24 protein-coding genes, 5 tRNA genes and 1 riboswitch are annotated in these 21,126 nt (G+C 64.7%); of the genes, 19 read left to right on the forward strand and 10 right to left on the reverse strand.

The window, feature by feature from the left end; all coding sequences use genetic code 11:
* The first annotated feature begins 14 nt into the window (after positions 1–14).
* From pgsA to J2X70_RS11155, 4 genes are all read left to right on the forward strand, one after another.
* The gene (gene pgsA / locus J2X70_RS11140; RefSeq protein ID WP_025875200.1) at positions 15–641 is read left to right on the forward strand and encodes a CDP-diacylglycerol--glycerol-3-phosphate 3-phosphatidyltransferase; all 627 of its coding nucleotides are present in this window, start codon (positions 15–17) and stop codon (positions 639–641) included.
* 262 nt (positions 642–903) lie between these two features.
* Positions 904–979 (forward strand) — tRNA-Gly (locus J2X70_RS11145).
* Between the two features lie 138 nt (positions 980–1,117).
* Entirely contained in the window at positions 1,118–2,224 is a 1,107-nt protein-coding gene (locus tag J2X70_RS11150; protein WP_309910336.1) for an NAD(P)/FAD-dependent oxidoreductase, read from the forward strand.
* Positions 2,225–2,329: 105 nt separating this feature from the next.
* Positions 2,330–2,405 (forward strand) — tRNA-Gly (locus tag J2X70_RS11155).
* A gap of 67 nt (positions 2,406–2,472) precedes the next feature.
* On the opposite strand, the gene J2X70_RS11160 is transcribed toward J2X70_RS11155, so the two are convergent.
* Complete coding sequence (locus J2X70_RS11160) at positions 2,473–2,820, reverse strand: hypothetical protein (RefSeq protein WP_256994028.1); 348 nt, start codon at positions 2,818–2,820, stop codon at positions 2,473–2,475.
* 314 nt (positions 2,821–3,134) lie between these two features.
* On the opposite strand from J2X70_RS11160, the gene J2X70_RS11165 reads away from it, so the two are divergent.
* From J2X70_RS11165 to J2X70_RS11180, 4 genes are read left to right on the forward strand one after another with little or no spacing between them, the layout of a single operon-like run.
* Positions 3,135–4,478, forward strand: coding sequence for a TolC family protein (locus J2X70_RS11165; RefSeq protein WP_309910381.1), 1,344 nt, complete (start codon positions 3,135–3,137; stop codon positions 4,476–4,478).
* The gene (locus J2X70_RS11170; RefSeq protein ID WP_309910339.1) at positions 4,475–5,614 is read left to right on the forward strand and encodes an ABC transporter permease; all 1,140 of its coding nucleotides are present in this window, start codon (positions 4,475–4,477) and stop codon (positions 5,612–5,614) included. Before J2X70_RS11165 ends, J2X70_RS11170 begins: the two co-directional genes overlap by 4 nt.
* A 10-nt stretch (positions 5,615–5,624) precedes the next feature.
* On the forward strand, positions 5,625–6,353 hold the full coding sequence (locus J2X70_RS11175; RefSeq protein WP_049464392.1) for an ABC transporter ATP-binding protein: 729 nt from the start codon (positions 5,625–5,627) through the stop codon (positions 6,351–6,353).
* Positions 6,350–7,261, forward strand: a complete 912-nt coding sequence (locus tag J2X70_RS11180) for an HlyD family efflux transporter periplasmic adaptor subunit (protein ID WP_309910342.1) — start codon at positions 6,350–6,352, stop codon at positions 7,259–7,261. The genes J2X70_RS11175 and J2X70_RS11180 overlap by 4 nt, the downstream gene beginning before the upstream one ends.
* Before the next feature lie 9 nt (positions 7,262–7,270).
* On the opposite strand, the gene J2X70_RS11185 is transcribed toward J2X70_RS11180, so the two are convergent.
* From J2X70_RS11185 to J2X70_RS11195, 3 genes are all read right to left on the reverse strand, one after another.
* Positions 7,271–7,714: a hypothetical protein gene (locus tag J2X70_RS11185; protein WP_309910344.1), complete on the reverse strand. Its 444-nt coding sequence runs from the start codon at positions 7,712–7,714 to the stop codon at positions 7,271–7,273.
* Complete coding sequence (locus tag J2X70_RS11190; RefSeq protein WP_309910345.1) at positions 7,715–9,976, reverse strand: T6SS immunity protein Tdi1 domain-containing protein; 2,262 nt, start codon at positions 9,974–9,976, stop codon at positions 7,715–7,717.
* A gap of 175 nt (positions 9,977–10,151) precedes the next feature.
* Entirely contained in the window at positions 10,152–10,610 is a 459-nt protein-coding gene (locus J2X70_RS11195; protein WP_309910347.1) for a hypothetical protein, read from the reverse strand.
* Positions 10,611–10,684: 74 nt separating this feature from the next.
* Between J2X70_RS11195 and J2X70_RS11200 the strand changes: the two genes are divergently transcribed.
* From J2X70_RS11200 to J2X70_RS11215, 4 genes are all read left to right on the forward strand, one after another.
* Positions 10,685–10,760, forward strand: a tRNA-Gly gene (locus J2X70_RS11200).
* Between the two features lie 154 nt (positions 10,761–10,914).
* Positions 10,915–10,990, forward strand: a tRNA-Gly gene (locus J2X70_RS11205).
* A gap of 66 nt (positions 10,991–11,056) precedes the next feature.
* Positions 11,057–11,130 (forward strand) — tRNA-Cys (locus J2X70_RS11210).
* Position 11,131: 1 nt separating this feature from the next.
* Positions 11,132–11,830, forward strand: a complete 699-nt coding sequence (locus J2X70_RS11215) for a DUF998 domain-containing protein (protein WP_139784925.1) — start codon at positions 11,132–11,134, stop codon at positions 11,828–11,830.
* Between the two features lie 46 nt (positions 11,831–11,876).
* Here the strand turns inward: J2X70_RS11215 and J2X70_RS11220 are convergent, their stop codons facing one another.
* On the reverse strand, positions 11,877–12,446 hold the full coding sequence (locus J2X70_RS11220; RefSeq protein WP_134833335.1) for a flavin reductase: 570 nt from the start codon (positions 12,444–12,446) through the stop codon (positions 11,877–11,879).
* Positions 12,447–12,623: 177 nt separating this feature from the next.
* On the opposite strand from J2X70_RS11220, the gene J2X70_RS11225 reads away from it, so the two are divergent.
* A complete protein-coding gene (locus J2X70_RS11225; RefSeq protein ID WP_309910350.1) occupies positions 12,624–13,328 on the forward strand; it encodes a winged helix-turn-helix domain-containing protein in 705 nt (234 codons plus the stop codon).
* A 134-nt stretch (positions 13,329–13,462) separates the two neighbouring features.
* Positions 13,463–13,732, forward strand: coding sequence for a hypothetical protein (locus tag J2X70_RS11230; protein ID WP_025875177.1), 270 nt, complete (start codon positions 13,463–13,465; stop codon positions 13,730–13,732).
* On the opposite strand, the gene J2X70_RS11235 is transcribed toward J2X70_RS11230, so the two are convergent.
* A complete protein-coding gene (locus tag J2X70_RS11235) occupies positions 13,707–14,828 on the reverse strand; it encodes a hypothetical protein (RefSeq protein ID WP_309910352.1) in 1,122 nt (373 codons plus the stop codon). The two genes, J2X70_RS11230 and J2X70_RS11235, sit on opposite strands and share 26 nt — an antisense overlap.
* Positions 14,829–14,978: 150 nt before the next feature.
* Here J2X70_RS11235 and J2X70_RS11240 point away from each other — a divergent pair, with 150 nt between their 5' ends.
* Complete coding sequence (locus J2X70_RS11240; RefSeq protein WP_099783521.1) at positions 14,979–15,812, forward strand: AraC family transcriptional regulator; 834 nt, start codon at positions 14,979–14,981, stop codon at positions 15,810–15,812.
* A gap of 3 nt (positions 15,813–15,815) precedes the next feature.
* Here J2X70_RS11240 and crcB read toward each other — a convergent pair whose 3' ends face one another.
* Both crcB and J2X70_RS11250 read right to left on the reverse strand, forming a co-directional pair.
* A complete protein-coding gene (gene crcB, locus J2X70_RS11245) occupies positions 15,816–16,208 on the reverse strand; it encodes a fluoride efflux transporter CrcB (protein WP_025875171.1) in 393 nt (130 codons plus the stop codon).
* A gap of 81 nt (positions 16,209–16,289) precedes the next feature.
* Positions 16,290–16,353, reverse strand: a riboswitch (Fluoride riboswitch).
* A 22-nt stretch (positions 16,354–16,375) separates the two neighbouring features.
* Entirely contained in the window at positions 16,376–16,816 is a 441-nt protein-coding gene (locus tag J2X70_RS11250) for a helix-turn-helix domain-containing protein (protein WP_223485056.1), read from the reverse strand.
* Between the two features lie 78 nt (positions 16,817–16,894).
* Between J2X70_RS11250 and J2X70_RS11255 the strand changes: the two genes are divergently transcribed.
* Both J2X70_RS11255 and J2X70_RS11260 read left to right on the forward strand, forming a co-directional pair.
* The gene (locus J2X70_RS11255; RefSeq protein WP_025875167.1) at positions 16,895–17,104 is read left to right on the forward strand and encodes a transcriptional regulator; all 210 of its coding nucleotides are present in this window, start codon (positions 16,895–16,897) and stop codon (positions 17,102–17,104) included.
* A 351-nt stretch (positions 17,105–17,455) separates the two neighbouring features.
* Positions 17,456–17,692 carry a hypothetical protein gene (locus J2X70_RS11260; protein ID WP_025875165.1) on the forward strand — a complete coding sequence of 79 codons (237 nt, stop codon included), beginning with the start codon at positions 17,456–17,458 and terminating at the stop codon, positions 17,690–17,692.
* 1 nt (position 17,693) lies between these two features.
* On the opposite strand, the gene J2X70_RS11265 is transcribed toward J2X70_RS11260, so the two are convergent.
* Both J2X70_RS11265 and J2X70_RS11270 read right to left on the reverse strand, forming a co-directional pair.
* On the reverse strand, positions 17,694–18,743 hold the full coding sequence (locus J2X70_RS11265; protein WP_309910356.1) for a 4Fe-4S dicluster domain-containing protein: 1,050 nt from the start codon (positions 18,741–18,743) through the stop codon (positions 17,694–17,696).
* Positions 18,740–19,024, reverse strand: coding sequence for a hypothetical protein (locus J2X70_RS11270; protein ID WP_032976492.1), 285 nt, complete (start codon positions 19,022–19,024; stop codon positions 18,740–18,742). Before J2X70_RS11270 ends, J2X70_RS11265 begins: the two co-directional genes overlap by 4 nt.
* 201 nt (positions 19,025–19,225) lie before the next feature.
* On the opposite strand from J2X70_RS11270, the gene J2X70_RS11275 reads away from it, so the two are divergent.
* Positions 19,226–19,666: a group III truncated hemoglobin gene (locus J2X70_RS11275; RefSeq protein WP_080149223.1), complete on the forward strand. Its 441-nt coding sequence runs from the start codon at positions 19,226–19,228 to the stop codon at positions 19,664–19,666.
* Between the two features lie 44 nt (positions 19,667–19,710).
* Positions 19,711–21,120 (forward strand): oxygen-independent coproporphyrinogen III oxidase, encoded by a 1,410-nt coding sequence (gene hemN, locus J2X70_RS11280; protein WP_309910359.1) that lies wholly within the window; start codon positions 19,711–19,713, stop codon positions 21,118–21,120.
* The last annotated feature ends 6 nt before the right edge of the window (positions 21,121–21,126 follow it).

Here is a 21,126-nt window from a genome sequence, read left to right on the forward strand (position 1 = left end):
GAGAATAAAGCCGCATGACGTTGACCCTGCCCACCTGGCTGACCCTGTTGCGGATCGTGATGATCCCGGTGCTGGTGCTGGTGTTCTACCTGCCCTACACCTGGACCAACTTCGCGTCGGCGGCGATCTTCGGCCTGGCCGCGATCACCGACTGGCTCGATGGCTGGATCGCGCGCCGTTACGGCCTGGAGTCGGCGTTCGGCGCCTTCCTCGACCCGGTGGCGGACAAGCTGATGGTGGCGGTGGCGCTGTTCCTTATCGTGCAGGGTCATCCGACCCCGTGGATGGCGTTCTGGGCGGCGGTGATCGTCGGCCGCGAGATCGCGGTGTCGGCGCTGCGCGAGTGGATGGCCGAACTCGGCCAGCGTGCCAAGGTGCGGGTGGCGATGATCGGCAAGGTCAAGACCACCGCGCAGATGGTCGCGCTGCTGTGCCTGCTGTATTCGGTGGCGCCGAACGTGCCGGTCGACGACATCTGGATGGGCCCGCCGGTATTCCATATCGGTGACTGGACCCTGGCCATTGCCGCGGTGCTGACCCTGTGGTCGGGCCTGCAGTACCTGCACGCCGCCTGGCCCAGCCTGCGTGACGACGAGCGCGCCGCGCGCGAGCGTTCGCGGCAGAAGAAGCTGGGCAACTGAGCACCGGGGTCGGATCCCTTTCCGCAGGAAAGGGCTCTGACCCCATCGCTGCCATCATCCACGCATGGCGTGGATCTACTGGGCATGCATGAACTGTGTGGGGCTTCGCGTGATCCCTCATCCACGCATGGCGTGGATCGCCTGGAATGTGGCCTGCGGTAGATCCACGCCATGCGTGGATGACGCATTCCATGACCTCTCGAACTGCCTGAAAAAAAGGCCTTGACGCGTTGCGCAGAACAGGTAGAATTTCGCCTCCCAAGCGGGAATAGCTCAGTTGGTAGAGCGCAACCTTGCCAAGGTTGAGGTCGCGAGTTCGAGTCTCGTTTCCCGCTCCAGATTCAAGAAGAGCGCTCCCGAAAGGGGGCGTTTTTCGTTTGGCCGGAGCGGCTTCATCCCCACTTCACCGCCACTCCATCGCCTCACCATCTGCCGATCCCACGCTGTACTCCCGGATCCAGCAAGGTGATGCCGCGATGCCTCACACTCCCCCTGCCAACGACTACGACGTGGTCATTGTCGGCGCCAGCTTTGGCGGTGCCGCCTGCGCACTTGCCGCCGCTCAGTACGGCCTGCGCGTCTGCGTGCTCGAGCGCAAGGCCGACCCCGGCGAACGCCTGCACACCACCGGTATCGTGGTGAAGGAGGCGATGGAACAGACCTGGCTGGGGCGCATGCCCGATCATCTCGTGCAACGCGTCGCACGCGTGCGCCTGTATGCGCCGAACCTGCACAACGTGCTGCTGACCGCGCCGGGTTACTACTTCCTCACCACCGATACGCCGAACCTGATGCGCTGGCTGGCCAGCGAACTGCGTGCCAGTGGCGTGGACCTGCGGCTGCAGCAGTCGTTCACCGACGCCTGCCGCGACGGCGACGCGTGGCAGGTTGAAGGGGTGGGGCGCACGGCCTGTCTGGTCGGCGCTGATGGCGCACGATCACGTGTTGCCCAGCGTACCGGCCTGGGCCAGGTGCGCGACAATCTGTATGGCGTCGAGCGCGAGTTTGCCGGCGTGCAGCTGCCGCAAGGCGATGCCTTGCACTGCTTTGTCAGCCGCCGGTTCGCACCCGGCTACATCGGCTGGGCCGCGCAGAATCCCACCGGCGTGCAGGTGGGATTGGCGCTGCGGCATGATCCCGCACATGCACGCGCGCCGGATATCGAGGGATTCCTTGAACACGTGCGCGACGTTGTGGGACTTCCGCACTCGGCCCAGGTTGCCGGCACCCGCGCGGGCCTGGTGCCCTGCGGGTTGCCGGATGGCCCGATCACTGCGCCGGGCGTGATCCTGACCGGTGATGCGGCAGGTGTCGTCTCGCCGCTGTCGGCCGGCGGCATCCACTCGTCATGGCGGCATGGCTGGGCGGTCGGTGATGCGATCGGGTTGCACCGGCGCGGCAAGGGGCCGGCCGCAGAGCAGGTGGCGCGTCAGGCCGCCCCCACCTTTCACCGCAAGCGCATGCTGCGCTGGGCAATGGACCACCTGCAGCGGGACTGGCCGGTCAATGCGCTGCTGCGTACCGGCCCGATGCGCCGGCTGGCCGAGCAGATCTACTTCCATCGGCGGGGCGTGCGGATGTGATCCTGAAGCTGAACGCTGCTTCATGAGGGGGCAGCAGAATCCTGTTGACGCCGTGCAGCAATCCCGACACAATAGCGCTCCTTCGACGCAGGTCGAACGGAATCTGCGGGAATAGCTCAGTTGGTAGAGCGCAACCTTGCCAAGGTTGAGGTCGCGAGTTCGAGTCTCGTTTCCCGCTCCAGATTCAGAAAAACGCTCCCGCAAGGGGGCGTTTTTCGTTTGCGCACTGGAAAGGGGTTGCGATCGCGCTAGCGCGGGCTGCCTCGGCCCGCACCGCACCAGGTTCGCACGTCCGCACGATCGAAGCCGGCGCAGGCGTTCTTCCGCGGGATGTACAGATACGGGGCGTCGGCCTGGTAGGTGAAGTGGTAGTAGTAGTTCCGGTCCTGGCCGTACAACCAGTAGTTCGACGAGCCCTCGTTGATCACGTAGGGCTCGAAGGAAAAGATCGACGACTGCGCGGGAATGAAGTTGCTGCGGTCCATCAGCAGCATGGCCGCGTTCGACGCCAACGGAGTGGTCAGGCAGATCGCCGTCGTGCCCACGATGAGTACGGTCGCGAAGATGCCGAGCGTGCGGCGAAGGGCGGATTTCAAGCGTATTGCCTGCCGGTGGAAGCGTTCAGGACAATGTGCCGCAGCGCCCGCGGACAGTCCAGCGTTCAGCTTGGCGGCGCCGATGAAAGGCTGTGGAAAGGCCGAGGGTTCGCAATGCATGCACCGCACACGCGCTGTAACGCACCTCCGACCGATTCTCCATGTCCACTCCACAATCGCGGCGTAGCCTCCTCGGCTTCTCTCTCCACGAAGGCGGGCGGGTGGCCAGTCGCATCACTTTCCCGGCAGCGTTCGCGCAACGGAATGCCGTCGTCCCACGCATCGTCCTGGGTACCGGGGCGCTGCTGACCAGCATGATGCTGGTGGGCTGCATGTCGGTGCCGGTTCCCGATCTGCCTGATCGCGTACCAGCAGTCTGGAGTCAGACCGCGGCAGGGCAGGGCGTAGCGGTCGACGCGCGGCAGTGGTGGAAGGTGCTGGCCGATGCGCGCTTGAACGCGCTGGTGGACGAGGCCGTCGCCGGCAATCTGGACCTGCGCCAGGCCTCCCTGCGGTTGCAGGCGGTACGCCTGCTGTCGGGCACCTCCGATGCGCGCTTCCGTCCGGAAATCTCCGCCAGTGCCAAGCAGGTGCAGGACGCCGCAGCGGTCGACACGTATTTCCACGCAGGCGTCGAAGCGATCTGGGATCTTGGCCTGTTTGGCGCAGCGGAGAGTGCCCGTCTAGGCGCGCAGGCGGCCAACGGAAATGCCGAAGCACTGCGCGATGCGGCACAGGTGGCGGTCATCGCTGATGTGGTGCGCAGCTACCTGGATCTTTCCGTCGCGCAGGCGCAGGTGGATCTGCTGGGCAGGCAGCAGGCCGTTGACGCACGTGGCGAGCAACTGGGCCTGGTGCGGCAGCGCCTGCATCTGGACGAGCCCGGTGAACTGGATCGCCTGCGCGCGCGGCGGGCGGCCACGCGCGCGGCCATTGCACAGGCGAATGAGAACGCGGGCAACGCCTCGCGCGCGTTGGCACTGCTGCTGGGTCGCGATGGTCCGGATCCGGCCTGGAATGCCTACCGCACGCCACCGCAGTTGAGCGCCTTCACCCTGCAGCAGGTACCCGCCGATCTGCTGCGCCACCGCCCGCAGATCCTGCTGGCCGAGGCCGATGTGCTGCAGGCTGCCGCCGAAAAGGGCAGTGCACGCGCGTCGATGTTCCCGAAGCTGAGCCTGGGCGGTTCCATCCTGTACGCCTACAACCTGACCCAGAACGCTCGCTCCAATTCCGATTCCAGCCCATCGATCGGTCCCTACATCGATATCCCTCTGTGGGATTGGGGCCAACGTCGTGCGCGCTATCAATCCGACGACAAGCAGCTGGATGCAGCCTTGCTGGGGTATCGCAAGGCAGTGCTGCAGGGCGTGGCGGAAGTGGAAGGTGCACTGGGCAGCCTTGCCCGCCAGGACAGCAGCATCCAGTCGCTGCAGGTGGCCGACGAAGCAGCCCGGCAGCAGGTCGTACGACAGGCCCGGCAGGTGCAGCTTGGTCTTTCCAGTGAGTTCGACGGGTTGGAAACCCAGCGTGCCGCGCTGTCCGCGCAGGCCGACCTGATCGGCGCGCAGGGTGCTCGCGTACTTGCATTCGCATCGCTCTATCGCGCAGTGGGCGGTGCTCCCTTGCCAGCCGAGCCTGAAGGCGACGCGCAATGATCGCGCTTGCCCGCAAGACCCTGGTTTACGAGTGGCGCCGTTTCCTGCCGGTAGTGCTGGCCATGTGTTTCGCCGGCGTGCTGCTGATCGTGCAGGCGGCACTGGTGCTGGGCATCTTCGGCACCGCCGCGATCTACGTGAAGGCATCCAGCGCCGATGTCTGGGCGGGCTTTGCCGGCACGCAGAGCGTGAACTACGGTCATGCGATCAGTGCGGATGTAGAGAATCGCCTGCGGATGGACCCGGATGTCACCCGCGTCGAACCCTACGAGTGGGTCGATGGCGAGTGGCGCTCCAGCGCACAGGGTGCCGGCAACGTGTCGGTCTATCTGTCCGGCATCTCCACGGCAGGCGACGCGATGATGTTCTCGCGCATCCTGTCGCCCGATCTGCGTGCCCGGTTGCGCGAACCCGGTGCGGTGATCGTCGACAGCGCGGACCTGGATACGCTGGGCGTCGATCTGCACCGCAACCGCGCGTGGATCAATGGCAAGGCCGTGCGTGTGGTTGCCGCGCAACCCGGCCTGCGTGGCCTTGGCGGCGTCAACGTGCTGGCGTCTTTGGATACCGCGCGTGCCATCGCCGGAACCGATCCGCATGAAGGCAGCACCTATTTCGTGGCGGGCACGCGCTCACCGGAGCTGGCCGCGCGCGTGCGTGATCGACTCGGTGCATCGACGGGCCGCGCCACGCCCGTCGAGTTCTGGACAGCGCCGGAGTTCGCCAGTCGTTCGCAGCAATACTGGCTGTTCGATACCGGCGCCGGCATCGCAGTGCTGTTCATGGCGGTCATTGTCTGCTTCGTCGGCGCGGTGATCACCAACCAGTCATTTGCCGCAGTGGTGGCCGGGTCGGTACGCGAGTACGCCACCCTCAATGCGCTCGGCGCAGGCCGCTACGCGCTGGCCCGTGTGGTGTTCGAACAGGCCGTGCTGATCGGTGGTGTCGGCATGCTGCTGGCCGCTGCCTTCAGCGCGGTGGTGCTGATGGTCGCGCAGACCCAGCGCGTACCGGTACAGCTCACGCCGACGGTGGTTCTTGGCTGCGTGGGGCTGGTCGCGGTGATGGCCATGCTGTCCAGCATCATGGCGGTGCGCAGCGTCGTCCGTTCCGATCCATCGCTGCTGTTGCGTTGAGGGGCCACCGATGACGAATGCTCCCATCGCGATCCCGACCCTGCGTGCCGACGCACTCGAAAAGGGCTTCGTGTCCGGCGATGTGCATGTGCCCGTGCTGCGTGGCCTGTCGCTGGACATCTATCCCGGCGAATTGACCCTGGTATCGGGCCCCTCCGGCTGCGGCAAGAGCACGCTGCTGTCGCTGATGTCCGGGCTCTCAACGCCTGATGGCGGTCGCGTGCATGCGCTTGGCCAGGACGTCAGCCACATGACCCGCAGCGAGGTGGAGCGCTTCCGTCTGCACCACGTCGGTTTCGTGTTCCAGGGCTTCAACCTGTTCCCGGCGCTGACGGCGCTGGAGCAGGTGCAGCTGCCATTGGGCTATCGCGGCATGCGCAACCGCGACAGCGAGCCGTTGGCGCGGCAGGCGCTGGACGAAGTCGGCCTCTCGCACCGCAGCCACATGCGCCCGGCACAGCTGTCCGGCGGCGAGAAGCAGCGCGTAGCCGTCGCCCGTGCGTTCGCCAAGTCACCCACACTGATCTTCGCCGATGAGCCCACCAGCGCACTGGACGCCGAGAACGGCCAGCGCGTGATCGACATCCTGCACCGCTATGCACGCGCGCATCAGGCCACGGTGTTGTGTGTAAGCCACGATCCACGCCTGATCCGCCATGCGGATCGGGTGATCGCCATGGAAGACGGCACGGTCCGCGATGACCGCCGCCAGAACAAAACCGTAGAGCCCAGCCCATGACCAGAATGCCGCCGTTGTTCTCCCTCAGCTTCTCCTTGGGCGCGGCATTGCTGCTGGGTGCCTGCAGCAAGGATGCACCCGTACCCGCGCAGCCGACCGCTGCCACGGCCGCCAGCGCGGACAACGTCGCCGTCGCGCGCGGCATCATCGATGTGGAAGGCGGGCTGATTGCACTGGTACCAGCGATGGATGGTTCGGTCAGCACCGCGCCGGTGAAGGAAGGGGCGGTGGTGCGCAAGGGCGATGTCCTGCTCACCCTGGATGGCGCACTGCTTGAACAGGAGGTGGGCATGGCCAATGCCGATCTCGCGCTGGCCACCGATCGGCTGAAGGGCAGTCAGGCGCAGCTGCGCGAACTGGAGCGCAACGCCACCCGCCTGGCCACCGGCGCCAGTGAAGGCGTGTCGTCCAGCCAGCAGGCCGACGCAGCGAGGCAGCAGCTGGCCGGCGTCCGCGCCGATGTGGATGTGGCCGGAGCGCAGGTCGACCTGGCCCAGCACAAGCTGGAGCACGCCAGGCTCAAGCTGCGACAGATGTCGCTGACCGCACCGGACGCCGGCACCGTGGTCGGCCAGGTACCGGGCGTGGGTGCGTTCGTGCAGGCCGGCAAGCCGGCGATGTCACTGTTGCCGGCGCGACCGTTGCAGGTGCGTGCCGAGCTGAGTGCGGCCTACACCGATGCCGTGCAGGTTGGCATGCGTGCGACGGTGGTGATCGATAGCGATGGTGCAGAGGGCAAGCCACTGCCGGTGGCACGTGTGGTCCGCATCAGCCCGGTGTTCGCGCAGGCACGATTGCCCGAAGACGCAGGGCGCGGCGTGGCCAAGGTGGTGGAGTGCGTGCTGGAATTCGAGAGCGCCGCCAAGGCGCGCGTCGGCCAGCATGTGCGGGTGGAGTTCCACAGGTAGGGTGCCGGGTCAGCTGCTGAGCCAGCTTCGCAGGCGTGGCCAGACCGAGGCCGGAACAATCACGAGCAGCGCCAGCAGGTAGAAAACGGTAACGGCCAGTAGCCAGTTAAGGTGCACGTCGCGCACCAGGGATTGATGCATGGCGGTCATGCCCCAAAGAGCGGTCCATCCCAACCACGGAAAGACGCCGATCAGCATCCGCAGCCACAAACGGCGGAACCGCCATGGCCTTACGATCAGCCCTAGCACTGCGATCTCCAAAAGGACGATCAGAGCGAAAGTGATGACTGACGCTGTGGGGTAGGGCAGAGCACCAGACTCGATGTGACGCAGCGGCCAATGGTCTGGTTGGAAGCCAGCGTGGATAAGCTCGCAGAAGATCAGCAGCCACACAATAAATGCAAGCAGCCAGAAGATTCGGGATGCGGCTGGTTGGTGGAAAGATGGCTTCATCTACCTGGTCAGGTAACCCTGTTGCTTCCAATAGTCCATCGCGAACGCATCTTCATCCGCAAACCAGGGCGTCTCACCGTCGAGCAGCTTGGCGTTGGTGCGACGCATTTCCCGAGCGCCGAGCTTGAACAACCGTAAAGCGGCGGCCAATTCAGGTCCTCCGACAGGATCGATCTGGACCGGCGCCTCTTCTGCGTCCTGGTCTGCCTTGTGGCGGATACGGACCCGTTCCTTTCCGTCCATGCACGTCTCAATGTCGTAGTAGTAGCTCTCGATAACGCTGGTTCCGTTAGGTTGATGCAGTTCCTGGGACAAGCGAAGTATGGGTTCTTCAGTGGCTGGAGCACTCTTCTGCTGGCGAAACGCCGCGTGACAGTGGCCGACCCAGAATCCGCACCGATCTTCATCGTCGTAGTCATCGTAAGGTTGGCATATCGCCAGCGCCAGGAGATGGCGGATGTCCTGCGGCGAAATGATCTGCGTTGTCCAATGGCGACTGGACGTTCCTTCCTGAAGGAATCGCCAGCCCTCGAGGACCAGCGCAACATGGGGTGGTTGGATTTCATTCGCTTCGACTTGTCTCCATTCCGCCTTGTCCTGACTCGTATCATTGCAGACGTATTTCCACAGGCCCCAACTCTTCCCAGGTCGGCGGCCCATGAGGCGATCAATCACGCCGACGTCGGTCTCAACGTGCTCCATTACGAAGCGGGCGCCAATCCTCTGTGACAGATCTTCCATCTGCACCATGTAGGCGGCAGCTTCCGGATGTTCGGTGTCCACTTGCACGTAAAGTGAAATGCCGCTGCGAATGAACTGATAGTCACGAGTTTCCATCGGCAACATGTCCTCGCCACAAACTCTCAGGAAGTTCACTGGGCTGACATTGGTATCACCAAACAAGTTGAGTGTGCACAGCAGGGGATCCGCCGCTGACAGGCCCTGCCTCCGGATGACGCCTTTCCCTGATTTCAGCCTTTCGACTATCGTTTCCGCACTCAGCGACCAACTACTGTCTGGATGAGCGTCCTCTTTGAACAGACAGTCCGGCTCGATGAGTTGCGCCAGTTCATCGCCATCCATGGCTTCGACATCGTCGATCCTGCGCAGGAACTGAATCGGGCCATCAAGCTCCACGCAATAGTCGGTCTGGATGAAGAGCGCGGCCTCGGTACTTCCGACAACGTGCAGGCGTCCGTGGTTGTAGTCGCCCCAGAACAATTCATGGACACGGAGATTTCCGCCGACTCGGATTTCTTGTCCGCTGACGATGGCATTGGTGGTCGTTAGATCACCCGAGACAATCAGTCCACATGCGCCGTCGGTCTCCAGGCTGTGAATGTGCCGGGTGATCGTCATGTTGCCGCGAACGAAGATGAACCATGCATGCTCGCCTATGTTTCCATTCCGCCATGGAGCCAGCGGGTCGTCCAGGTCCAAGGTGTCGAGGATCAGGTCTCCATCGGCGAGAAGGACCAGTTCATCCAGCTTCTCGGCAGGTTGCCGCCTGCTGCTATAAATCGAGTCCTCAGGTACTTCATCAGCAATCTCCGCGTATCGAACAATCCGGAATGGGCATTCCGGGGAAAGCCGCGTGACGATCTGATGTGGAGTCGGTAGTGATGGTCGTCGTGTTACCGGGGAGAGCTTCCCATTCGAGTCTTCGCGGACGAGTTGGAAGTCGGCGAGTTGGGCAAGAATTGAAAAATGAATCGGCGCGTTCACCGCCTGCAGAGAGTCAAGGTGCGCAATGCCGCCCATTCCAAGTGCAGGAAAGAATCCAAAGCACTGCCCGACATCCAAGGCCCCATGCTTCAGAGTGGCAGCGTCGAACAATGGCTGGCCTTCATGGCTGATGAGGTCCAGCGTGTCGTCGGGGAGTCGGAACGGAGTGGTCGCGCTTTGGCCGATATCGCACGATGAGGATGGCCCCTCAGCCAATCGCTTGCAGAGGATCGTACCGTTCAAAAGGTCGATCTGACCTGCGCCATGCAGCCCGTGGACGAAGTAGATGGTACCGAACGCGGAGTATGCATAGGCATGCGTGTCGGAAGGAGCAAGATCCACGTCATGCGCCAGAATCTGGTCCATCACCATCGCAAGATCCTGGGGATGGCATAGCTGGATTCGTCCATTTCTGAATATGGATCGCCCGCGCCGGATCAGCAAACCCCGGAGAGTGGCCGGCAGTACCTCATGTAGTGCTTCGATCTCCGCACAGTTGAGTCCAATCGATGCGACTTGGTTGTTCGGCTGCTGCATGGACGGTCCTTGATCAGAAGGAGATCAGGGCGCGCTTGGTCAACAGGGACATGGCCGGCGCCAGATGCTCGGGTCGCATACTGTCCGTTATTCATTCGCTACAGGGCCATGCAACTATTCCGAAAATCTGCCATGACCGATTCGCCTTCTCGACCGAAGCGTCGCGTTCATCAACTCAGCGCGAACCTGCGTGCTTGCCGATTGTTGGCCTCCCGTACGCCCGCCACGCACTGGCCAGCGACACCACGCACAGCGCCAGCAGCAATCCCACATCCAGAAGCAGCAGCCACAGCAGGTGCATGCCCTGCACCGGCGCCTGGTGCAGGGCAGCGGCCAGCCACGGGAACGACCAGGCCAGCAGCAGCACCAGGGCTATCAGCAGCCGCAGCCACAGGCGCCCTGGTTTCCAGGGACGCACGATCAGCACGGTGACCAACAGTTCCGCTCCGGCCAGTACAGCGAACTGGATGACCGCGCCGGTGGGGTAGGGCAGGGTTGCGCCTTCGAAGTGGCGCAGCATCCAATAGTCCGGGGTGAAGCCTGCATTGATCAGTGCAGCAATCACCGCAAGCCAGGCCAGGGCGACAAGGCTCCAGCACAGGCGGGCGAAACGAGGTCTCGTGGGCGGGTTCATCGGTGCTGCGGACTGTTGACGGCGTGAAGGAATTTGGACACAATAGCGCTCCTTCGACGCAGGTCGGAGAATCTGCGGGAATAGCTCAGTTGGTAGAGCGCAACCTTGCCAAGGTTGAGGTCGCGAGTTCGAGTCTCGTTTCCCGCTCCAGATTGCACAGGGCCCCGGTTGGGGCCTTGTTTTTCTCCCGCCACGGCAAGGCGGGGCACGTTGAGCCACAAGGCTCTTCGCGCAGTCAGAAAAGTGAAAACTGTTGTGAAATGGCTGGTGTGTGTCCCGGGCTTCCGGTACCATGACGGCTTATGCGGGAATAGCTCAGTTGGTAGAGCGCAACCTTGCCAAGGTTGAGGTCGCGAGTTCGAGTCTCGTTTCCCGCTCCATGTTCCGACAGGCCCCATCGCGGGGTTTTGTCATGTCAGGGGCGTCGTTCCTGATCGCAGTACGTTGGCCTCATGGCAGAGTGGCTATGCACCGGATTGCAAATCCGTTTACAGCGGTTCGATTCCGCTTGAGGCCTCCAATTGAAAAGCCCTGACTCCGGTCAGGGCTTTTTTCTTTGTGCGGACCCCTGGCGCCAGCAGGGGTACCAAACTGCACATGCGACCCGGCGGGACCGGCTGCTAACGTCGCCGCACTTCTCTTCAGCGGTGGTGACTGCAGTGCGGAACCTGGCCATCCAGCAGGCGGTGTACGTTCCCCTCGGCGCCATGCTGGCGCTGATCGCTTTTGCATTCACCGTGCCCGGCTACCACCCGCTCTCCCAGCATCTCAGCGAGCTGGGCCTGATGCCGGGGCTGCCAGCCAAGGCGGTGCAGGTCGGCGCGGTGGTCAGTGGCTCGGCCATCATCGTCTTCAGCCTTGCGTTGCTCGCACAAAGCCGCCGTTTCGCGCTCACGGTGCTCACCTCCACCCTGTTCGGGGTGTCCATGGTCAGCAATGGCGTCTTCACCACGGGCAGCCCGCTGCATGGCCTCTATGGCATCGGCATCTTCTCGATCCTGACCCCGCTGCTGTTCCTGGCTGAGCTGGGCCCTGCTGCGTCGACGCGGATGGCCTGGATTGCGCGTGCCATCTCGCTGCTGGGGATGGCCTATCTGTGGCTGATGCTTTCCGGATTCGACCCGGAGCCCTATCGCGGCCTCACCCAGCGCATCGCGCTGCTGCCGGCGTTCGGCTGGTACACCTTCGCTGCGCTGGAGCTGCGTCGATCCCGCGTCTGAATCAGCGGCTTCTTCAACCCCTGGTTCGCAGTGCGCAGCCAAGGGTTCAGGCAGGCAATGGCAAAGGATCGTCAGCGCGGAAATTGCGCGCCACCGGCGTGGTGGTGCCCACATAGTGGCGGAACAGGTAGATCAACGGTGCCCAGCGCTGCACGTCGATGTGCTGGGTTCCGGCAACGGTGATCGCCTCGTGCGCATGCACCCGGCAGATCCGTCCTTCGATGATCATGAAGCCCTGATCCTGCGTTCCGCTGGGCCGGTGCGAGGCGAGCAGCGTGACCTCCACCTGCAGCGGGCATTCGGCAATCGCCGGCGGTGCCACCTGCACCGAATCGACGCGGCTGAAGCCGCCCAGTGCGAACTTGTCAGGCACATGCACGTACCCCATGGCGCGCTTCGACTCCGGCACCGGGGTACGAGCGGTGGCGCGGGCGATGGCCTCAACCTGCGCCGCCTGCGTGGCATCTGCGAAGTTCAATACGCATTCGCCGCGTGCCAGAAGGTTGCTGCAGCCCTGGCCCTGTTCGCCGATGCCGAGCACCACGCGGTCGCCCAGCGCCCAGAATGACGAAAGCGGGCTGATGTTCGCACTGCCGTCTTCATTCAACGTGGTCATCAGCACCACCGGTGTTCCCGGGTAGAGCACGGAGGGGGTGATGCAGCGGCGTTGGAGGTCTTCCGGTGACATGCCTGAGCTCGTGGGGTGCGGGCGATGACTGTGCCCTCTGCAGGGGCGCGCATGCTTCGATCCGGGTCGAACGATGCGCGGAAAGCGGCATGCCACAATGCGGCCATGGTCCAGACGTCCCGCTCCTTCATCCATGTCGGCACGCTGGTCGGTGACCATGCACGCGCGGCCATGCTGTTGACGTTGATGGATGGCCGGGCGCACACGGCGTCCGAGCTGGCCGGCGTGGCTGGCATCTCGCCGCAGACGGCAAGCAGTCATCTACGGCGGTTGCTCGATGGCGGCATCCTGGCCGTGGAGGTGCAGGGACGCCACCGCTATCACCGGATTGCCTCGACCGAGGTCGCCGACATGCTGGAAGGCATCCTGCGTTTCAGCGATCAACGGCCATCGCTTTCTCCACGAGCGGTACGAGTTGATGCCGGCTTCCGCCGGGCGCGCACCTGCTACCGGCACCTGGCGGGTGAATACGCTGTCGCCATCTGTGACCACCTGCTGAGCACCGGGGCGATCTCCACGGCTGCAGACCATTGGCAGATGACGTCCCATGGCGCCTCCATCCTGCGCGCCGTGGGGCAGCCGCTGGAAGCGTTGATCGCGCGATCGCCACAGGTGACGCCCGCGCGATACTGCCGCGGCTGCCTGGACTGCACCGAGCGGCGCCCGCACATGGCCGGCATGGTGGGTGAAGCACTGCTGGAGAGTTTCCTGCAGAACCACTGGCTGCGTCGCCTCGCGGGGCGGCGCGACCTGCAGGTCACACCTGCCGGGCAGGAGGCATTCCGCAGGCTGTTCGACGTACACGCCTGAGGCCCGCCGCGCGCCGCTGGCAGTCTCAGCCGGCCACGACATTGCGACGGGGTATGGTCGGAGTCCTGGTCTTCGGGAGCAGCAATGGCAGGCAAGGACATGAGGGGCCGCATGCACGATGCGGCTGGTCGGCAATGAGCAGGTCAACCGCAGATGTGCGCTGGCTTACATTCCGGCTGAAGAACGGGCAGTCCATCGGCCCCGATCAACTGAAGGATGGCTGGGTCGTCGCCTCGGAGAGCCGTCATTGTGATGTGCGCCGGGAGAGTATCGAGGGCGCTGGCGTGGTCTATGCCCTGTATGGCCCGCCGGATCTTCCGTCTCCGCGCCGCGCCGAACTGCGCATGCGCGACTTCCTCATGCGCTCCGGCTATACCTTCACCATGGGTACGCTCGGCCACTGATGCGGTCGGCGACTCGGAAGGGAGCCGCTGCTGCCTTCAACGCCTCGACCACCTGTGAATCCGCAAAGCCGCAGTGGCCTTCGCCCACCGCAGGCAGTACGCGCGGCAATGGCGTGGCGCCAGCGTGCTCGGCCAGCTGCGGATACACCGCCTGCATGCGCGGCACGATGCTCGGGTCGTTGTTGTTGAACTGGATCACCAGCGGTCGCTTGAGCGCGCCGGTCAACGCCAGCTTTTCGCGCACGTATCGCTGTGCCGGCGCAGCAGGTGCCAGCCGCTGCACGCCCGCGTTGAACGCCTTGTCGTCACCGAATCCGCGGTAGACGGTCGTAACGTTGCCGACCGGCATGCCGCCGGCGCGCGTGGCCAGTTCGTGCAGGATCATCGCGTGCAGGCTGATCGTGCCCGGCAATGCCTCCACGCTTACCTGCAGCCGTACAGCCAGTTGCGCAGCCACGGCCGGCCGGGTCTGAAGCGCGGCGGCGATGCCTTGATAGAGCTCCATCTGCGGCAGTGCCGCAGCTTCCGCCGATGCCAGGCCCTGCCGGGGCAGTCCCTTGGCTTCGGGGAAGAAATAGTCGAACGCCACCAGGGTGGTCAGCAGGTCATTGGCCAGTTGTTCGCCAGGCAGGTTGGCCCCGCACAGCGACACGCCACCGGCGTAGTGACGTGGCAGGCGTTCGAGGGTGGCGATGGCCACCGCACCGCCCATCGAAAAGCCGAGAATCCAGGTGCGACGCACGTCCTTCAATTCGGACACGGCGTGGGCGCGCAGGCGTTCCATGTCCACGATCGCATCTGACACCGCCCAGCCCTGGCTGGCATAGGCGCTCTGCGCCACGGCATAGCCCGCTGCAAGCAGGCTGGCGGTGCTGTCGTTGGCCGGCATCGGTGATGGCTGCGGCACGCCGACCGGTTCATAGCCATGCGCCAGCATCACCAGTTCGCCGTTCCAGCCGGCGGGCACGTCCAGGCGCCAGCGCGCGCCCTGCAGCTCACCGCTGGAGGTGCGTGGCGGGGCGGGCGGCGCGGCGGCCTGCGACACGTGCGGAATTAGCAGGACCAGTGCCAGGACCAGCCGGTGGAAGGTTCGCATCATGGTCTTTGCCCTGGCCGGTGCGGTCTGCGCGGAAGGTGCCGCCTGTATAGCGCTGCCCCTGCACGGTGGCTAGCCCCTGACGCAATGCAATCGAATTCGATACGATCTGCCGTATCTGCTCCCTTCCATTTGATCTGGGGTCCCGTCATGGTCGATCGCCTCGCCATCCTGCTCGAACGCTTCGCGGTCACCGCCTCGGTGTTTCATGCCGGCGCGCTGTGTGGCATCAACAGTCTCGAAGGAGAGGGCGAGGCCGGCCAGCTGCACCTGGTGCGGCGCGGTCCGTTGCAGGTCAGTCATGGCACGCAGACGGTGCAGGTCGACGTTCCCAGCCTGCTGCTGTATCCGCGCCCGCTGCCACACCGCTTCCACACCGATCCTCAGCATGGCGCGGACATGGCCTGCGCCAATCTCCATTTCGAGGGCGGCAGGCTCAACCCGATCAGTGCCGCGCTGCCCGATTTCATCTGCCTGCCGTTGGCCGAACTGTATGGCGGCCATGCCGCCCTGGAGCTGCTGTTCGAGGAGGCATTCGAGCAGCGCTGCGGTCGCACGGTGATGGTCAACCGCCTGTTCGAGGTGGTGATGATCCAGGTGCTGCGGCAGTTGATGGAGGGGGGCGAGATGCGCGGCGGCCTGTTCGCCGGGCTTGGCCATCCACGGCTGCGGTTGGCGCTGGTGGCCATGCACGAGGCACCCGCCCAGGCCTGGACGCTGGAAGATCTGGCCGACGTTGCAGGCATGTCGCGCAGCGTGTTCGCCGCCAGTTTCCGCGAGGCCATGGGAACCACGCCCGGGCAGTATCTGCAGGGCTGGCGGGTAGGCCTGGCGCAGCAGGCGTTGCGGCAGGGGCGACCGTTGAAACGGATCGCCGACGAGGTTGGGTATGGCAGCGAGGCCGCGTTGTCTCGGGCGTTCAAGGCACACACCGGGCAATCGCCACGGCAGTGGCGCGGACAGGCGCGCGCTGCTGCCGGCTGACTGTTACCCCAGCGCGAGCCGGGTCAGCTTCATGCCGGCGAACAGCCCGGCCAGGCCCAGGGCTACCGAACCGCCGGCGTACAGTGCGGCCAGGCCATGCTGGCCCCGCTGCAGCAGCAGGCCGGTTTCCAGCGAGAAGGTGGAGAACGTGGTGTAGCCACCAAGAATGCCGGTGGCCAGCAGCAGGCGCAGTTGCGGCGAAGCGCCATTGCGCAGCGCAAACGCCTCCACCACCACGCCCATCAGCACGGCGCCGCTGATGTTGACCAGGAACGTCGACCAGGGCCAGGTGCTGCCGGCGGCCACGCGGGCGCCGATCAGATTGCAGGCATGGCGCAGGCAGGCGCCGACACCGCCGCCCAGGAATACCAGCACATAGTTGTTGAACGTCTGCATTGCTTGCCTCGAGTGCGTGTTCGCAGGTTCGACGGCGGACGCAATGGCGGGCACGGCCTGCCATCGACGAACGCCGGGTTCGTCTCAGCAGGAGCCATCAGCCATCTCAGGCGGTTATCGGGGGAGCCCCATCCCCATCGACGGCCATGCTACCAGCCCGCGATGGGTCAGGGCAGGGCAGTCATCACCACGCGTGCGACCTTGCCGCGGCTGACGCCCTCCATCAGCAGGTCATGGGCCATCAACCCCAGCGTGGCCTCGCGACGGTAGCCCACCTCAAGTCCGCGCTCGTCAAGGATGTGGGCGACCAGCTCATAGGCCGCTTGCCAGACATCCAGATGGGCTTCGCTGGGCATGTGCATGTAGGCCGTGCCGCGCTCGCCGACTCCCCGTCCCAGCGGGCCAAAGAGCAGCTCGCGTGGGTCCAGCTTCACCGCATCGGCAATGCGGAACAGCTGTTCGGCTTTCACGTGGTTGGCCTTGACGTGGTCGTTGAGCCAGTTGCTGACCGTTGCCGTCGTCGTTTCGGCGGCACGCGCCAGGTCGGCAGGGCGTGCATGCCCGGCGTCCTTCATGGCGACCGCGAGTCGTTGTCCAAGAGTATTCATCTATGCAAGCCAGCTTAACGCGTGGAAGCGAAAGAGGCCTTGGCGCAAGAATAAGTTTGATGATGAAAGGGATCGAAAATGGACGAATTCTGGAGCAAGCGGCAGGTCCGCACGCGGCTGGGCTTTTCCACCGACGCAGAGCTCGCCAGGTTGTTTGGAATCAGCAGATCCGCTGTCTCGCAATGGCCCAGAGGCTTTCCCATCCCGCCGCTCAGGCGCTACATCCTGCAGCAGCGATACCCTGCGTTGTTCCCGATGGATGACGACTCGCACGATGAAACCGCATGAGATGCGTCGAGGGTTGTCGCAGACAAGCCGCCAAGATCGATTTGCTAAGTATGCTTAGCAACATAGACAGAATCGATCGACGTGTCCCCAGCGATGGTCCGATCTGTGATGGCTACCCGGGTTCGCCGGCTGGCTTTGTCGACATCGGCACGGACGTTTCTGATCCCGGTCGCTACGGCCTTTCATGAACGATTAATAATTTCAATCGCGAAAGTCGCGGCCTGTAATTGACGTGTCGTGAAATCTATGACTAATTGGCATCAACCGGCTGTGAAGGCCGGGAGTCTTTCAGTAGCTCGCAAGTGAATCGGTCGACCGTCAACGATGCAGAACAAGTCCAACGGAGGTCGTATGGAATACGGCATGCATGGCTTGGCTGAACGGGTACGCCGCGAACTGGAAGCCAGTTATCACAAACACGGATGCGGTCCGGCGTTCTGGGATACCTACCAGCAGGTGCTTGATCGTCTGGTTCCGCAGGGGACCGGGCGAACCGATGTCACCAATGAAATGGCGCTGATCATCGAACAACTGGGCATCGTCCGCCGCGCCCAGCTGGTACCGCCGCGCCCGGGCGACCCGGGCTGATTCAGAGCAGGCGCCAAGCGCCGCACACCAGCAGCGCCAGCAGCAACGAAGCCAGGGCCGTGGTGCGGGGGCGCCACCACCGGCGCGGCTGGCCTGCCATCACCTGCGGGCTGCAGTAGCGCACCAGGCTTGGGCCGAAACCGGCCTGATGCTGCTGCTGCGTGCACGTTTCCAGGCAGGCACCGCAGGCCAGGCAGTCGGCCTGTGGGCCATGGCGGATGTCCAGCTGCATCGGGCACGCGCGCACGCAGGCCATGCAATCGAGGCAGTCGCCCAGCCGATCCGCGCTGAAGGTGGGCATCGGTCCGGCCAGCAGCGGATGCGCGGCACGGAAGACATAGTCCTGCGCGGTGGTGGGGTCGAGCAGGCCGCGACCGCGGCCGAGCACGCCGCCCAATGCCGGCGGGCGGGCGCCGCGCGGCTCGCCGCGGCGGGGGTCATACAACATGCGCGGGGTGTGCGGGTCGGTCAGCAACGGCTGCATGCGCGCGAACGGACAAAGTGATCGGCACACCTGCTCGCGCAGGAACCCGGCATTGCCCCACGTGGCGCCGGCATAGAACAGCACCCAGAAGGTCTCCCAGCCACTCCATGCGCCATCGAACGCGCCGGTGACCAGTTCGCGGATCGGGCTGAACAGCCCGACGAACGTGATCCCGGTCCACAGCGACAGCAGCAACCAGGCCAGCTGGGTGGCCGGCCGCGCCAGCTTCGCCGGCAGCACGCGGGCCAATGCCTGCGCGATTCCGTCGAACGCTCGTGTCCATAGCGTCTGCGGGCAGGCATGTCCGCACCACACGCGACCAGCCAAGTGGGTGAGCAGGGCCAGACCCACCGCCATCACCGCCAGCAGCCCCAGCAACACACCGATGTCATCCGGCCACAGGGTCCAGGCGAACAGGTCGAAGCGGCGCGCGTTGAGGTCCAGCAGCAGGGCCTGGCGTCCATCCCACTGCAGCCACGGCAGCGCATGGAACAGGACCAGCAACGCAAGGCCCAGGGTGCGGCGCCAACGCCATGCGCGCAGGGGCGAGGATGCGGTGATGCTCATCCCAGTGGCAGCTCCTCATCCTCTTCGTTCGGCATCGGCCGCAGCAGGTAGCCGGTCACCGCGCTGGAAAGTGCGGTGACCGCCCAGAACATGAAGAAACCTGCGGTGTAGCCCAGCTCACGGCTGATGGCCGTACCCGGGAAGCTGATCGCCTGCAGCCGCAGTGGATCGACGAAGGCGAAGAACACCACGCAGGCCAGGCCGGCGGCGATGAAGCTGGGCCACAGGACTGCACCCCAATGCTGGATACGCCGCTGGCGGCTGGAAGTCGGTGTGTTCATGCGGGTTCGGGTTGAAGAAGAGGGCGGCGCGTATACTTCGCCGTGGTTGGCGCAGCATTCGCCGTGGTTGGCGCAGCATCCGCAGGGCATGCTTCCTGCAAGCGTGCCAGCCTAGGTGCGCCGCAGTGCGCTGACATTGATCTGGATCAACAGCGGTGGTGGCGGCATGCGGCACACTGCCGATCCGCACTTGGTGCCCTGATGAACGCAACGCCCACGACTGCCCTTCCCATTGCTTCGCCAGAGTTGTGCAGCGAGGAGGAAGTGACCCGGTTGGTCCACGATTTCTATGCGCGCGTGCGTGAAGAGGAGCGTCTGGGGCCGGTATTCGAAGGGCATGTGCGCGACTGGCCGGAACACCTGGCCCAGCTCGTCGATTTCTGGTCGGCGATGCTGCGCGGGACCCGCAGGTTCAAGGGCTCGCCGATGTCCAAGCACATGGCCATCGATCTGGAAAAGGATCTGTTCGACCGCTGGCTGGTGCTGTTCCACATCACCACGGCCGAATGCAACAACCCGCCCATGCAGGCGCTGGCCGACGATGTGGCCGCCCGCATCGCCGACACCTTCTGGCGCCGCTACCAGATGCTGCGCTGGCCGCAGGTCATGCTGCCGGTGCTGGGCGTGTCCACCAAGGATTGATCTGGGTCAAGGCGCACCGCCAGGGTTGGGGCGATGCTGGCGCCATGGACACGTTCTCTCCCGCTGCCGGTGGCCTGGCCTGGACCTTCGATCCCGATCTGCTGCGACGGCATGACCGTCCCGGCCCGCGCTACACCTCCTATCCCACCGCGCCGCACTTCCATGACGGCTTCGATGCACCCGCGCTGCGCCAGGCGATCGCCGACAGCAACCCGTTGGCGCGCGCGTTGTCGTTGTACGTCCACGTGCCATTCTGCTCCAGCCCCTGCTTCTACTGTGGCTGCAACCGGGTGATCACCCGCGACCGCGGGCGTGGCCACAGCTACGTGTCACGCGTGCTGGCCGAGGCGGACCTGCTGGCACCGCAGTTCGCCGACGGTCGTGAAGTGATCCAGCTGCACCTCGGCGGTGGTACGCCGAATTTCCTCGATGCCGATGCGATGACCGCACTGGTCGAGGGCCTGCGCCGCCGCTTCGATTTCAGCGGTTCGTCGCAGCGTGATTTTTCCATCGAACTGGACCCGCGTTTCATCGACACCAGCGATGTGGCGATGCTGGCCCGGCTGGGCTTCAACCGCGCCAGCCTGGGCGTGCAGGATTTCGACCCGCAGGTGCAGGAATCGATCAACCGGGTGCAGGGCGTACGGCAGACGCTGGATATCCTGCGTGCGTGCCGCGACAGCGGCATGCGTTCGGTCAACGTCGATCTGATCTACGGCCTGCCAGGGCAGAGTCTGCAGGGCTTCGGCCGCACCCTGGAACTGGTGCTGGCGCTGCGTCCGGATCGACTGGCGGTGTATGGCTATGCGCATCTTCCGCACCTGTTCCGCGCGCAGCGGCAGATCGACGAAAGCCGGATGCCTTCGCCGGAAGACAAGCTGGCGCTGCTGGGCCTGGCGGTGGAGCGCCTGTCCGCAGCCAGCTACCAGTACATCGGCATGGACCACTTCGCATTGCCGGAAGAAGATCTGTCGCGTGCCCAGCGCGCCGGCCAGCTGCATCGCAACTTCATGGGCTACACCACCCACGCCGACACCGATCTGCTCGGCCTTGGCGTAAGTGCGATCAGTCACATCGGTGCCACCTACAGCCAGAATCCGCGTGACCTGCCGTCGTGGGAGAGCGCGGTGGACCAGGGACAGCTGCCGGTCTGGCGCGGCGTCGCACTCAGTGCCGACGACCAGCTGCGCGCCGAGCTGATCCAGCAGTTGATGTGCCAGGGTGAGGTGGATGGAATGTCACTGGCCCAGCGCCACGGCATTGATTTCGAAACCTACTTCGCCGAAGACCTGCAGGCCGTGCAGCGTCTGCAGCAGGATGGCCTGGCCGAGTACCGCGACGGCGTGGTGCGTGCCAGCGAGCCGGGGCGGCCGCTGCTGCGCCTGCTGGCGATGTGCTTCGATCCCTATCTGCGCGCTGCGCAGGAGCAGCCGCGTTATTCGCGGGCGATCTGAGCGCAG

The sequence above is a fragment of the Stenotrophomonas sp. 1337 genome (assembly GCF_031455455.1).
GTDB lineage: Bacteria > Pseudomonadota > Gammaproteobacteria > Xanthomonadales > Xanthomonadaceae > Stenotrophomonas > Stenotrophomonas indicatrix.